We start from the raw sequence: 13,838 nt of genomic DNA, 5'->3' as shown, positions 1-13,838 counted from the left end.
GTGATGGCGCATCGCTCGCGGATCCGCTGGCTGTTCGCCGTGCTGGCGTGGCTCGGCGCCGGCGCGCCGGTGCCGGCCGCGCCGGCGTTCGACACCGCGCCGGCGCGCGCTGCGCTGCAGCGCCTGCTGCCGCACCATCAATCGCAACTCGCCCTGGTCGCGCTGCAACGAACGGACGCGGACCGCTTCCGCATCAGCGGCACGCCAGGCCACATCGTGGTGGAGGGCACCTCGCCGGCCGTACAGCTGGCCGGCGTGGAGACCTACCTGGAGCAAGTGGCGCACGTAAGCATCGGCTGGCCGGGCGACAGCCTCGCGCGGCTGCCGGCAGTCCTGCCGGCACCGGCCTCGCCGATCGAACGGCGCGCGGTAGTGCCGGATCGCTACTCGCTCAATGACACCGACGACGGCTACTCCAACGCCTACCTCGACTGGGCCGCCTGGGAACGCAAGATCGACCGGCTGGCGCTGCACGGCATCGACGAGGTGTTCATGCCGGTCGGCACGGAGGAGGCCTACCGGCGCACCTTCCGCGCCTTCGGCTATGGCGATGCCGACATCCGCGCCTGGATCCCGGCTGCGGCGCACCAGCCGTGGTGGCTGCTGCAGAACATGTCCGGCTTCGATGCGCCGCTGTCGCCGCGCCAGTTCGCGCGCCGTACCGCCCTGGCGCAGAAGATCGTCGCGCGCCTGCGCGAGCTGGGTATGGCGCCGGTGTTTCCCGGCTACTTCGGCACCGTGCCCCCGAGCTTCGCAGCGAAGCATCCCGGCGCGAAGGTGGTGCCGCAGGGTTCATGGGTGGGCTTCGAACGGCCGGATTGGCTCGACCCCCGCGACCCGCTGTACGCCCGTGTGGCCGCCACGTTCTACCGCGAGCAGCGCGCGCTGCTCGGCAACGCCACGATGTACAAGATGGACCTGCTGCATGAAGGCGGCCGTGCCGGGGACGTGCCGGTGGAGGCCGCGGCGCACCAGGTGATGGCGGCGCTGCAGGCCGCGCATCCGGGCGCCCGCTGGGTGATGCTGGGCTGGCAGCACAACCCGCTGCCGGCCGTGATCGATGCGCTGGACCATCGCCGCGTGCTGATCGTCGACGGCCTGTCCGACCGCTACGACGGCCTGGACCGGGAACGGGACTGGCACGGCACGCCCTATGCCTTCGGCAGCATCCCCAACTTCGGCGGCCACAGCACGCTGGGCGCCAATGCCGGCGTGTGGCTCGAGCGCTACGCGCAGTGGCGGAACAAGCCCGGCAGCCGCCTGCGCGGCATCGCCTGGATGCCCGAGGGCAGCGGCTACGATCCGGCGGCCTTCGCCCTGTTCACCGCGCTGGCCTGGGAGCCGGTGCCACGCGATGCGTCGGCGTGGTTCGCCTCTTACGCCACCTATCGCTACGGCGGCGCCGATGCGCATGCCGCCGTAGCTTGGCGCATCCTCGGACAGACCGCCTATGCGATGCCTTCGGGCGAATGGTCCGAACCGCAGGACAGCCTGTTCAATGCCAGGCCCTCGCTCGACGTCGCCACCGCGGCGACCTGGTCACCGCCGTCGATGCGCTACGACGCCGGCCGTCTCGCCCAGGCCACCTGCGAACTGCTGCAGGTGGCACCGCCGCTGCGCCACACCAGTGCGTACCGCTACGACCTGGTGGACGTCGCGCGGCAGGCCTTGGGCAACCATGCCCGTGTGTTGCTGCCCGGGCTCAAGACCGCTTACGTGTCGAAGGATGCCGCGCGCTTCCATGCGCTCTCGACGCAGTGGCTTGGCGAGATGGAACTGCTCGATCGCCTGCTCGCCAGCGACCCGCATTTCCTGCTTGGCGGTTGGCTGGCACCCGCACGCGCCGCGGCGGGCAATGCGGCGGAAGCGGCGCAGTTCGAATACGACCAACGCTCGATCCTCGCCGCCTGGGGCAACCGCAGTGGTGCCGACCGGGGCGGCCTGCACGACTACGCCAATCGCCAGCTCGCCGGCCTGGTCAGCGGCCTGTACGAGGCGCGCTGGCGCCGCTACTTCGCCACGCTGGAACAGTCTCTGGCCAGCGGCAAGCCGCCGGCGAAAATCGACTGGTTCGCGATGGAACACGCCTGGGCGCGTTCGCGTGAAGCCGAACCCGTCGTGCCGCAAGGTGACCCATGGCAGCTGGCTTCCGAGGTGGCGCAGCGACTGGCGATCTGCCGGCCATGAACCATGCGTCGGCCGTACCGGCAAACCGCGAATTGCAACCGCCTCCGCTGTGCATGGTAATCCTATGCAACGACGAACCTTCCTGCGCCTGAGCGTCCTGGCGCCCCTGGTCGCCGCTTCCACACGGCGCCTGGAATGCATGCCCGCCGTGGCATCGGCGACGCCCGTTCCGGATGGCCGGCCGCACCGCTTCACGCTGGGCCGGGGCCAATTCCTGCTGGACGGTCGACCCTTCCAGGTCCGCAGCGGCGAGCTGCATCCAGTGCGCATTCCGGCCGCGTACTGGCGCCACCGCATCCGCATGGCCAAGGCGATGGGCCTGAACACGATCGCCCTCTACCTGATGTGGAACGCGCTGGAGCGCGCGCCCGGCCGGTTCGATTTCCACGGGCGCAACGACATCGCCCGCTTCATCGGGCTGTGTGCGGAAGAGGGCATGTGGGTGTACCTGCGCCCGGGGCCCTACGTCTGCGCCGAATGGGACTTCGGCGGCCTGCCGCCCTGGCTGTTGCGCGAACCGGACATCCGCGTGCGCGATCGCCACGATCGCCGCTACATGGATGCGGTCGCGCGCTACCTGGACGCCGTCGCACCGCGGATGGCGCCGCTGATGGCAGCCAACGGCGGTCCCATCCTGATGGTGCAGGTGGAGAACGAGTACGCCTCGTTCGGCAAGGACCGCGAGTACCTCGAAACCTTTCGTCGCATGTGGATCGAGCGAGGCATCGAAGGGCCGTTTTCGGTCTCCGATGGGCTGGGCCAGATCCGCGAGGCGCACACCTACCTGGAAGGCGCCGCCTTGGGTCTCGACGGCGATACCGATTTCGCCGGGGGGCAGGCCATCGCGGGCGAGGCGCCGGTCTGGGTCGGCGAAGGCTATCCGGGCTGGCTCACGCACTGGGGCGAGCCGGACTTCCAGCGCGGCGACTACCTGTCGACGCTGCAGCGCCTGCTCGCCGACGGACGCTCGTTCAACCTGTACGTGGTGCATGGCGGCACCAATTTCGGCTTCGGCGCCGGCGCCAACGCGAAGGGCGACGGCAGCGACTTCCAGCCGGTGATCACCAGCTACGACTACGGCGCGCCGATCGACGAACGGGGCGCGCCGACCGCCGATTACCATCATTTCCGCAGCGCGATCGGTGCGGCGCTCGGCCGTCGACCGCCGGCACTGCCGGCCGCACCGGCGGGCATGCGCTTTGCGGACCTGACGCCCGAACCGATCGCATCGCTATGGGATGCCTTGCCTGCGCCGGTCGCCACCGAAAGGCCGCAGTCGATGGAGAGCTTGCTTGGCCAGGTGCACGGACTGGCCCTGTACCGCACGCACATCGGGGTCCCGCACGGCGGGCGCCTGCGGCTGGAAGGGGTGAACGACTACGCGACCGTGTTCCTCGATGGACGTTACCTGGAACACGTGTCGCGGTTGCGCCACGCCGGCCTGCACAGCGATGGTCACATCGCGTTGCCCCCCACGACGGCCAGGGCGACGCTCGACGTGCTCGTCGACACCTTCGGCCACGTCGGCTATGGCGCTTTCATGCAGGACCGCAAGGGTCTGCTCGGCGAAGCCTGGCTCGACGACCGCCCGCTGCGCGGCTGGCAGGTCCACGGCCTGCCGCTGGACGAGGCCCACCTGGCGCGCGTGCGCACGGCCACGGCGTCGACCGCGCGGCCAGGCCGCTTCTTCCGTGCCCGGGCGAGGCTGGGCCGCGTGGGCGACACCTACCTGGACATGCGCGAGTGGGGCAAGGGTTACCTGTGGGTCAACGGCCGGCTGCTCGGCCGCTACTGGCACGTCGGTCCGCAGCAGCGCCTGTTCTGCCCGGGCTGCTGGTTGCGCGAGGGCGACAACGAGCTGCTGGTGCTCGACCTGCATCGCACGCAGGCTGCAGCCATCCACGGCGCCGAGCGGCTGCAGGGCTGAGCTTCCGGCCGGGACAACCCTTGTCGGAAACCTCGTCACCGTTCGCGCTGAGCGTAGTCGGCAGGGCGAAGTCGAACCGCTGCGCAGTCGAGTGGAGCTACATGCGGAACACGCCGTAGCGCTGCGGCTCGATCGGTGCGTTCATCGACGCGGAGATCGCCAGCCCCAGCACGCGCCGCGTGTCGGCCGGATCGATGATGCCGTCGTCCCACAGCCGCGCGCTGGCGTAATAGGGATGGCCCTGGCGCTCGTACTGCTCACGGATCGGTGTCTTGAAGGCGTCCTCGTCCTCCGCGCTCCAGGTCTTGCCGGTCGCTTCCAGGCCATCGCGCTTGACCGTGGCCAGCACGCTGGCGGCCTGCTCGCCGCCCATCACGCTGATGCGCGCGTTCGGCCACATCCACAGGAAGCGCGCGCCATAGGCACGCCCGCACATGGCGTAGTTGCCGGCGCCGAAGCTGCCGCCGATCACCACGGTGAACTTGGGCACGTGCGAGCAGGCCACGGCGGTGACCATCTTGGCCCCGTCCTTGGCGATGCCCGCCTGCTCGTACTTCTTGCCGACCATGAAGCCGGTGATGTTCTGCAGGAACACCAGCGGCACGTTGCGCTGGTTGCACAGCTCGATGAAGTGCGCGCCCTTGAGCGCGCTCTCGGCGAACAGGATGCCGTTGTTGGCGACGATGCCCACCGGATAGCCGTGGATGTGGGCGAAGCCGGTGACCAGCGTCTTGCCGTAGCGCGCCTTGAACTCGTGGAATTCCGACCCGTCGACGATGCGCGCGATCACCTCGCGGATGTCGAACGGCCGGCGGGTGTCCTGCGGGATCACGCCGTAGAGCTCCTCGGCCGGATACTTCGGTTCGACCGGGGCCTGCAGCGCCAGTGGCATCGTCTTTTTGCGGTTCAGGCTCGCCACCACGTCGCGGGCAATGGCGAGCGCGTGCGTGTCGTTCTCCGCGAAATGGTCGGCCACGCCCGAGATGGAGGTATGGACGTCCGCGCCGCCCAGCGTCTCGGCATCCACGACCTCGCCCGTGGCCGCCTTTACCAGCGGTGGGCCGCCCAGGAAGATCGTGCCCTGTTCGCGCACGATGATGGTCTCGTCGCTCATCGCCGGCACGTAGGCGCCGCCGGCGGTACAGCTGCCCATCACCACCGCGATCTGCGGGATGTTCAGCGCGCTCATGCGCGCCTGGTTGTAGAAAATCCGGCCGAAATGCTCCTTGTCCGGGAATACCTCGTCCTGCAACGGCAGGAAGGCGCCACCGGAGTCGACCAGGTAGATGCAGGGCAGCCGGTTCTCCAGCGCCACTTCCTGCGCGCGCAGGTGCTTCTTCACGGTCATCGGGAAATAGGTACCGCCCTTGACCGTCGCATCGTTGGCGACCACCACCACCTCGATGCCATGGACGCGGCCGATGCCGGTGATGATGCCGGCCGCGGGCGCGGCATCCTCGTACATGCCGTGTGCGGCCAGCGGCGAGAGCTCCAGGAAGGGCGAGCCGGGATCGAGCAGCGCGCGGACGCGCTCTCGCGGCAACAGCTTGCCGCGCGCGGTGTGCTTGTCGCGGGCCCTGGCGCCGCCACCTTCGGCGTTGCGCGCCAGCTGCGTCCTCAGGTCGTCGACCAGCGCGCGCAGCGCGGTGCTGGAGGTCTGGAAATCGGGCGAACGGGGGTCGATCTGCGAGGTGATCATGCTCATGCGGCGGGGCTCACAAGTCTGCTTCGTCCGGCAAGCGCGGATGCGGTCGCGCCAGCGAAACGAAGGATGATAACCGGCGATCGCGTGCAAGGTTGTATTTCGGCAGCAACCGTCCCGGCGACGATGTGGCTGCCAATAGCGCGGCATCGGGCATGTATGGTTTCCGGTGTGCAGGGCGTTTTCGCCGGACATAAAAAAACCGGCCGCAAGCGGCCGGTTTTTTTTCGAACGGACGAAACGAGGATCAGTGACCCTTGTTCTTGTCGTCGGCAGCATCCTTGGCATTGCCAGCAGCGTCCTTCGCAGCGTCGGCAGCCTTGTCGGCCTGGTCGGCGGCGTTGTTGGCGGCGTCCTTGGCCTGCGACATGGCGTTCTTGGACATGTCGTTGTTGGCCGGGGCGGCAGCCGAGGCAGCGGTGGCGGCCTGCTGGGCCTGGTCAGCGGCCTGGCCGGCGGCGTTGGCTTCGGTGGTGGCCTGCTTGGCAGCCTGGTCGGCGGCGGGGCTCTGGGTCTGGGCAGCAGCCTGCTGGGCCTGGTCAGCGGACTGCTGGGCCTGGTCAGCGGACTTCTGGGCGTCCTGCGCGGAATCCTGCGCGCCGTTGCTGCAAGCCGCCAGCAGCGCGACGAGCGCGGAGGCGAGTAGGGTACGCGTCAACTTCATGGTGGATCTCCTTTGCCGTGGAATGCCGTTTTGGCCGCGTATTAATAGCGCTTTCGGGGTACACGCGCCATATGTTTAAACGAGTGCCCTTCAGTACGTATTAAAAAGCCGGTTAACAGGCTTTCATTCGCTTCGTGGACAGAAAGTGACGGGCTGGCCTCCGTTGCCAGATTCGCGGGTGGCGTCAGCCTGCCGATGTCCGGCCGGCCGCGGCCACCCATGGACTCAATCCAGCCGCTCCACGGCAATCGCCGTCGCTTCGCCGCCGCCGATGCACAGCGCAGCCACGCCGCGCTTGCCGCCACGGGTCTTCAGGGCGTTGAGCAGGGTGACCACCAGGCGTGCGCCGCTGGCGCCGATCGGGTGGCCGAGTGCGCAGGCGCCACCGTTGACGTTGAGCTTCTCATGCGGCACGCCGAGCTCGCGCATCGGTGCCATGGCGACCACGGCGAACGCCTCGTTGATTTCGAACAGGTCCACGTCCTCCACCTTCCAGCCGGCCTTGTCCAGCACCTTCTGGATCGCACCGACCGGCGCGGTGGTGAACCACTCCGGCTCCTGCGAGTTGGTAGCGTGCGCCACGACGCGCGCCAGCGGCTTGATGCCGCGCGCCTGGGCATCGTCGGCCGAAAGCAGCACCACCGCGGCTGCGCCATCGGAGATGCTCGACGAGCTGGCGGCCGTGATGGTGCCGTTCTCCTTGCGGAAAGCAGGCTTCAGGGTCGGGATCTTGGCGATGTCCGAGCGGCCGGGCTGCTCGTCGGTGTCGACCACGACGTCGCCCTTGCGGCCCTTAACAGTCACCGGGACGATCTCGTCCGCGAATGCGCCGGAAGTCTGCGCTGCCTGCGCGCGCTTGACCGACTCGACCGCGAACGCGTCCTGCTCCTCGCGGCTGAACTGGTACTTGTCGGCGCACTGTTCGCCGAACACGCCCATCGCCTTGCCGTCGTACGGGTTGGTCAGGCCGTCGTAGGCCATGTGGTCGACCAGCTGGCCGTCGCCGTAGCGGATGCCGGTGCGCGCGTTGACCATGTGCGGGGCGTTGGTCATCGACTCCATGCCGCCGGCCACCACCACCGCAGCCGAGCCGGCCTTGATCAGGTCGTGCCCCAGCATGATCGCCTTCATGCCCGAACCGCACACCTTGTTGATGGTGGTGCAGCCGACGGCGCTCGGCAGGCCGGCACCGAGCGAGGCCTGGCGTGCCGGCGCCTGGCCGAGGTTGGCGGTCAGCACGCAGCCCATGATCACCTCGCTGACGTCGGCAGGCGCCACGCCGGACTGCTCCAGCGCCGCGCGGATCGCGGTCGCACCGAGCGTGGGGGTGGGCACGCCGGTGAACTGGCCGAGGAAGGAGCCGATGGCAGTGCGCTTGGCGCCGGCGATGACGACGTCGGACATGGGGATTCTCCGCGAGGCTTGGGGCGCGCCCTGCGCGCCGTGGACGATTGCCCATTATCGCAGCCCATGCCGCAGTGCGGCAAACCGCGTCGTGCGGGTCGCCGGTTAGAGCAGAAGGGGCGGAGGAGGGCTGGATGCCCGCTGCGCCGCCCAGCCGTGCACGCTTTGCGCGCGCTTGGTTGTGGGAAACTGGCCGCGGTTGCGGGCATGGCTGCGCGGCGTCGCGTGGGTCCGCAAGGAACGGGTGCGATGCTGTTCGGGGGAGTGGACATGAAGAAAGACTTGATGCGCCGTCGCGAGTTGGCGCTGGGAATCGTCGTGGCGCTGGGGCTGAGCGCCTGCGGCGGGGGTGGCGGGAATGTCCGGCCTGCGCCGCCCGCGCCGCCGCCGATCACACCGAGCTCGCCGAGTACACCCACCCCCCAGCCGCCGATCGATGCGCAGTTGAGGCTGACCAACACCTACGCCGCGCACAGCCAGGGCTACACCGGCAAGGGCGTCACCATCGGCATCGTCGACAGTGGCGTGATGCGCAATCATCCGAGCCTGGCCGGGCGGGTGCTCGACGAGCAGATCTATGTCGATTCGACGGTGAACAACACCAGCATCGACGACGTGGTCGGCCACGGTACCTGGGTCTCGCAGATCGCCGCCGGCACGCCGGTGGGCCAGTTCCCGGGCGGCATCGCGCCGGGTGCCGACCTGGTCTCGGCACGCATCATTTCCGACAAGGAGCCGACCGACGACGGCAGCGGCCAGGGCAATGTGGTGGGCGCATCGGACGCGGATTTCTTCGGCCAGTACCTCAATCCGGGGCTGATCAAGGACGGCGTGCGCATCCAGAACAATTCCTGGGGCGGCATCTACTGGGACACCAGCAACGCGACCATCAACCATGCCTTCGGGCAGGCCTACGACGACTTCGTCATCAACCACGACGGCCTGGTGGTGTTCGCCGCCGGCAACGACAGCAAGGCCGACCCCAGCGACATCGCCGCGCTACCCAGCGTGGCGCCGGAGCTGGAACGCGGCTGGCTGGTCGCGGTGGCGGCCGACAGCATCAGCGCGGCCGCCGGCAAGACCAAGCTGGCCACCTATTCCAATGCCTGCGGCAAGGCGATGGACTATTGCCTGACGGCACCCGGTGACGTGATCGTTACCGACAAGGACTATCCGACAAGCGATCCGAGCAAGGACTACTGGATCGTCACTGGCACTTCTTTCGCCGCGCCCCAGGTATCGGGCGCCGCGGCGCTCGTGTGGCAGGCCTATCCCTATTTCACCAACGACCTGGTGCGCCAGACGTTGCTGGGCACGGCCGACGATCTCGGCGCGCCCGGGCCGGATGCGGTCTTCGGCTACGGCATGCTGAACGTCGGCAAGGCGGTCAACGGTCCGGCGAAATTCGACTGGGGCGATGTCACCGTCGACTTCACCGGCGAATCGGACTGGAACAATCCGATCTCCGGCGCGGGCGGCCTGATCAAGCAGGGCACCGGCACGCTCAACCTGACCCAGGTTTCCAGTTACACCGGGCTGACGCAGATCGAGGGCGGCATTCTCAATGCGCAGTCGCTCGCTGGCGCGGTGCAGATCGGTGCGGCCGGCACGCTCGGCCCGGTGGCCGCCATCGGCGGCGACGTGACCAATGCCGGCGTGCTCACCGTGGGCAACGACGACGTGCACGTGGCCGGCAACTACAGCCAGCAGGGCGCAGGCCGCCTGGCGCTGGTGCTCGGATCGGAGTTGCGCGTCGATGGGACGGCCACGCTGGCCGGCGGGGATCTCTACGTCACCGGCAAGCGCTCGGACTACGTGGTGAGCCTGCATACCGGAGTGCTCACCGCGGCCGGCGGACTGACCGGCACGTTCAGCGCGATCGACGCCGCCTCCAACGTGATGCTCACCGCCACTCCCGGTTACGACGCCACCAGCGCGTGGCTGGACGTCACCCGCGCCGACGTAACCGCGATCCAGGGCATGAGCTACAGCGCCTCGAGCTACAACGCCGCACAGCGCGTGGAAGGCGCGTTCACCCAGCTCGACCAGCAGCTCGGACAGCGAGGTGCAACTTCGGCCACGGCGGTCGGCGGCTTCGTCGCGGGCGCGGCGCAGTTACAGCAGGCGGCGACGCTGTCGAGCGCCAGCCAGTCGCTGGAAAGCCTCTCCGGCCAGCTGCACGCGGCCAGCGCGGCGATGACCTTCGAGGCGATCGACGCGGGCACGCGTGCGTTGTCCGCACGCTTCGACCGCCTGCTCGACAGCAGCGGCACCGGTGGCTGGGTGCAGGACCTGGGTTATCACGGCGGCATGGCCCGCAACGGCTACTCCAACGTCGGCGTCGACCTCTACGGCACGCTGGTCGGGCAGGACATGCGCCTGGGCAACAACGGCGTGGCCGGCTTCGCGCTCAGCCAGTCGCAGGGCCTGGGCCGCCTGGCCGAAAGCGCCGACCAGGGCCACAGCCACGCGCTCGAGGCCATGCTCTACGGCGGCCTGGTGCGCGGCAATGCGTATCTGATGGGCCGCGTGGGCACCGGCAACTACCGCGAGACGATGCGCCGCAACCTGGAACTGGGCCCGGCCCTGGCCGGGGTGGCGAGCGACAGCCACGGCCGCTACGACGTCGCCTATGGCGAGAGCGGCTACCGCGCCACGCTGGGGCGGTTGACCCTCACCCCCTACGCCAGCCTGCAGTACGCGCGCATCGACAGCAGCGGCTTCAACGAGCCGGGCGCCTGGGGCTTCGGCTTGAAGGCCAACGCGCGCACGATCCAGCGCTGGCAGGCCGGCCTGGGCCTGCGCGCGACGCGCGAGTGGAACTTCGCCAACGGCGGCAGCCTGGACCTGCAGGCGCATCTGGCCTGGCAACGCGCCTTCGCCATGAGTGGCGACGTCTTCGAGGCCAGCTTCACCGGCATCGACCAGTGGGCGCCGCTGGGCGGCATCGGCCTGTCGCGCTATGGCGGCGTGGCGGGCGTGACGCTGGATTGGGCGATGACGCCGCGGGCGGGGCTGTCGTTCGGCCTCGACCACCGGTTCGCCCAGCGCGAGCAGGGCAGCATGGCCACGTTGGCGTACCGGCTGGCGTTCTGAGGAGTGTGGCTGCCCTTCGACTTCGGCGCTGCGCGTCCGCGCTCAGGGTGCACGGGTTCCATACCCGTTCGTGCTGAGCGTGGGCGAAGCCGAAGCACTCGCAGCCAAAAGGCCCGCCATGCGGGCCTTTTTCAAGCCTTGCCGTGGAACAGCTCGCGCCCGATCAGCATGCGCCGGATCTCGTTGGTGCCGGCACCGATCTCGTAAAGCTTGGCATCGCGCAAAAGCCGCCCGGCCGGGAACTCGTTGATGTAGCCGTTGCCACCCAGCGCCTGGATCGCCTCCAGCGTCACCTTCACCGCGTTGGTGGAGGCATTGAGCAGGCAGGCGGCCGGATCGATGCGCGACTTGATGCCGCCATCGAACTGCTGCGCCACCATGTAGGCGAAGCCGCGCGAGGACTGCAGCGCGGTGTACATGTCCGCGACCTTCGCCTGCATCATCCCGAACGTGCCGATCGGCGCGTTGAACTGCTTGCGCTCGCGCACGTAGGGCAGGGTCAGGTCCAGCGCCGCCTGCATCAGGCCGAGCGGGCCGCCGGAGAGTACCAGGCGCTCGGTGTCCAGGCCGCTCATCAGCACGCGCACGCCTTCGTTGACCTCGCCGACGATGTTCTGCGCCGGGATCTCGCAATTGTCGAACACCAGCTCGCAGGTGTTGGAGCCGCGCATGCCGAGCTTGTCGAGCTTCTGCGCGGTGGAGAAGCCGGCCATGCCCTTCTCGACGATGAAGGCGGTCATGCAGCGGCTGCCGGCCGCACGCGGGGCCGTGCGCATGTAGACCAGCAGCACGTCGGCGTCCGGGCCGTTGGTGATCCACATCTTCGAGCCGTTGGCGACCCACACGTCGCCCTGCTGCTCGGCCTTGCAGCTCATCGAGCCGACCACGTCGGAACCGGCACCCGGCTCGCTCATCGCCAGCGCGCCCACATACTCGCCCGAGCACAGCTTGGGGATGTACTTGCGGCGTTGTTCCTCGTTGCCGTTGTGGAAGATGTTCTGCACGCACAGGTTCGAATGCGCGCCGTAGGAGAGGCCGACCGAACCGGAGGCGCGGGAGATCTCCTCCATCGCCACCATGTGCGCCAGAAAGCCCATGCCGGTGCCGCCGTACTCGGTGGGAATGGTCATGCCGAGCAGGCCCATCTCGCCGAACTTCAGCCACAGGTCTTCCGGGAAATGGTTCTCACGGTCGATGCGGTCGGCGCGCGGGGCGATCTCCTTCTCCGCGAACGCGTGGACGCTTTCGCGCAGCAGGTCGATGTCTTCTCCGAGCGGGAACGGGCGCATCCGTGGAATTCCTTGGGGTCGAGGAGGCGATTTTAGCGCAGGGATGTGTCGGGGCTGTGCGGCCCTTCGACGCCGCCCCGCGGGCTACGCCCAGGACGAACGGCCTCGAGCTGCCTTTGGTAAACCGTTCATGCTGAGCGCAGTCCGCCGGGGCGAAGTCGAAGCGTCCTCCTCAACCCGCACCTGGATCCCTCTCGCTCCGGAAGAGGCGGGCCGCAAGGCGGGTGAGGGTTCGGGCGAAGCGGAATGCACGGCGATACCGGACCCTCTCCCCAACCCCGCCCCCGAGGGCAGAGGGACTCAAGCAAAAAAGCCGCCCGAGGGCGGCTTTTTCCAAACCGGCAACGGGTCGCTTACTGCCCGCGCATGCGCCCCTGGAAGCGCGTACCGCCATTGCCCATGTGCGGCAGCTTGATCTTGCCGATGGACTCGATGCGCTCCTCGGCCAGCCGGTCGGCCGCCTTGTAGGTCGGCACGTTCTCGGTCTTGGAGATCTCGAAGATGCGGCCCAGGTTGTAGTAGATCGTGCGCATCATGCGCATCGCGCGCTCGCGGTTGTAGCCGTCGATCTCGAGCGAGACGTTCATCACGCCACCGGCGTTGACCGCGTAGTCCGGCGCGTACAGCACGCCACGCTTGTTCAGCTCGTCGCCGATCGCGTCGGTGGCCAGCTGGTTGTTGGCCGCGCCGCAGATGATCTTGGCCTTGATGCGGTCGATGGTCTGCTCGTTGACCGTGCCGCCCAGCGCGCACGGCGAGTAGACGTCGGCGTCGACGTCGTAGATCTCGTCCAGGCCCACCGCCTCGCAACCCAGCTCGTCGACGCAGCGCTGCACCGCGTCCTTGTTGATGTCGGTGACGAACACCTTGGCGCCCTGTTCGCGCAGCAGCTTGATGAACTCGCTGCCCACGTGGCCGGCGCCCTGCACGGCATAGCTGTACTTGCCCACGTCCTCGTTGCCGTGCTTGAAGTTCAGCGCGGCCATCAGGCCCTGCAGCGTGCCGAAGGCGGTGAACGGCGAGGGGTCGCCCGAGCCGCCATGCACCTGGTGCACGCCGGTCACGTACTCGGTCTCGCGGAACACGTATTCCATGTCGTTGACGTCGATGCCGACGTCCTCGGCGGTGATGTAGCGGCCGCCGAGCGAATTGACGAAGCGCCCGAACGCGCGGAACAGCGCCTCGGACTTGTCCTTGGACGGATCGCCGATGATCACCGCCTTGCCGCCGCCCAGGTTCAGGCCGGCCACGGCGTTCTTGTAGGTCATGCCGCGCGACAGGCGCAGCACGTCGTTGACCGCGTCCTGCTCGGTCTTGTACGGCCACATGCGCAGGCCGCCGAGCGCCGGGCCCAGCACCGTGTTGTGGATCGCGATGATGGCCTTCAGGCCGGCGTCCTGGTTGTGGCAGAAGACGACTTCTTCGTGACCCGTCTTGGCGATGGTTTCAAAGATCATTGGAACGATGACTCCACGAGTTTGGCGGATGCCACGGGGATGGCATCCCGCAGAAAAAAGGCGGCGGGCCGATCGGTGCGGACCGTCGAAAGCGACAGAAAACGCTTGAAAG

General features: G+C 68.4%; 8 protein-coding genes. 3 read left to right on the top strand and 5 right to left on the bottom strand.

Translation table 11 applies throughout. The features are described from left to right. Positions 1-3: 3 nt before the first annotated feature. Together BMZ38_RS02300 and BMZ38_RS02295 are read left to right on the top strand one after the other, a co-directional pair. Positions 4-2,187: an alpha-N-acetylglucosaminidase gene (locus tag BMZ38_RS02300; RefSeq protein WP_091333617.1), complete on the top strand. Its 2,184-nt coding sequence runs from the start codon at positions 4-6 to the stop codon at positions 2,185-2,187. A 64-nt stretch (positions 2,188-2,251) separates the two neighbouring features. After that, positions 2,252-4,114 (top strand): beta-galactosidase, encoded by a 1,863-nt coding sequence (locus tag BMZ38_RS02295; RefSeq protein WP_091333615.1) that lies wholly within the window; start codon positions 2,252-2,254, stop codon positions 4,112-4,114. Between the two features lie 97 nt (positions 4,115-4,211). On the opposite strand, the gene BMZ38_RS02290 is transcribed toward BMZ38_RS02295, so the two are convergent. The 3 genes from BMZ38_RS02290 to BMZ38_RS02280 form a co-directional block, all read right to left on the bottom strand. Continuing rightward, a complete protein-coding gene (locus BMZ38_RS02290; protein WP_091333612.1) occupies positions 4,212-5,819 on the bottom strand; it encodes a carboxyl transferase domain-containing protein in 1,608 nt (535 codons plus the stop codon). A gap of 244 nt (positions 5,820-6,063) precedes the next feature. After that, positions 6,064-6,480 (bottom strand): hypothetical protein, encoded by a 417-nt coding sequence (locus BMZ38_RS02285; protein ID WP_091333610.1) that lies wholly within the window; start codon positions 6,478-6,480, stop codon positions 6,064-6,066. Between the two features lie 225 nt (positions 6,481-6,705). Further along, entirely contained in the window at positions 6,706-7,884 is a 1,179-nt protein-coding gene (locus BMZ38_RS02280; protein WP_091333608.1) for a thiolase family protein, read from the bottom strand. A gap of 270 nt (positions 7,885-8,154) precedes the next feature. Here BMZ38_RS02280 and BMZ38_RS02275 point away from each other — a divergent pair, with 270 nt between their 5' ends. Then, positions 8,155-10,980 carry an autotransporter serine protease gene (locus BMZ38_RS02275; RefSeq protein ID WP_091334332.1) on the top strand — a complete coding sequence of 942 codons (2,826 nt, stop codon included), beginning with the start codon at positions 8,155-8,157 and terminating at the stop codon, positions 10,978-10,980. A gap of 131 nt (positions 10,981-11,111) precedes the next feature. On the opposite strand, the gene BMZ38_RS02270 is transcribed toward BMZ38_RS02275, so the two are convergent. Then, on the bottom strand, positions 11,112-12,269 hold the full coding sequence (locus BMZ38_RS02270; protein ID WP_091333606.1) for an isovaleryl-CoA dehydrogenase: 1,158 nt from the start codon (positions 12,267-12,269) through the stop codon (positions 11,112-11,114). Positions 12,270-12,622: 353 nt separating this feature from the next. After that, on the bottom strand, positions 12,623-13,726 hold the full coding sequence (locus tag BMZ38_RS02265; protein ID WP_091333603.1) for a Glu/Leu/Phe/Val dehydrogenase dimerization domain-containing protein: 1,104 nt from the start codon (positions 13,724-13,726) through the stop codon (positions 12,623-12,625). Positions 13,727-13,838 lie beyond the last annotated feature (112 nt).

Origin of the sequence: Frateuria terrea, assembly GCF_900115705.1 — a bacterium.
GTDB lineage: Bacteria > Pseudomonadota > Gammaproteobacteria > Xanthomonadales > Rhodanobacteraceae > Frateuria_A > Frateuria_A terrea.
This window is presented reverse-complemented; position numbering and strand designations above follow the sequence as displayed.

Coding starts and splice junctions, on each gene's coding strand:
- BMZ38_RS02300 (WP_091333617.1), top strand. CDS start 4: ATGGCGCATCGCTCGCGGATCCGCTGGCTGTTCGCCGTGCTGGCGTGG.
- BMZ38_RS02295 (WP_091333615.1), top strand. CDS start 2,252: ATGCAACGACGAACCTTCCTGCGCCTGAGCGTCCTGGCGCCCCTGGTC.
- BMZ38_RS02290 (WP_091333612.1), bottom strand. CDS start 5,819: ATGAGCATGATCACCTCGCAGATCGACCCCCGTTCGCCCGATTTCCAG.
- BMZ38_RS02285 (WP_091333610.1), bottom strand. CDS start 6,480: ATGAAGTTGACGCGTACCCTACTCGCCTCCGCGCTCGTCGCGCTGCTG.
- BMZ38_RS02280 (WP_091333608.1), bottom strand. CDS start 7,884: ATGTCCGACGTCGTCATCGCCGGCGCCAAGCGCACTGCCATCGGCTCC.
- BMZ38_RS02275 (WP_091334332.1), top strand. CDS start 8,155: ATGAAGAAAGACTTGATGCGCCGTCGCGAGTTGGCGCTGGGAATCGTC.
- BMZ38_RS02270 (WP_091333606.1), bottom strand. CDS start 12,269: ATGCGCCCGTTCCCGCTCGGAGAAGACATCGACCTGCTGCGCGAAAGC.
- BMZ38_RS02265 (WP_091333603.1), bottom strand. CDS start 13,726: ATGATCTTTGAAACCATCGCCAAGACGGGTCACGAAGAAGTCGTCTTC.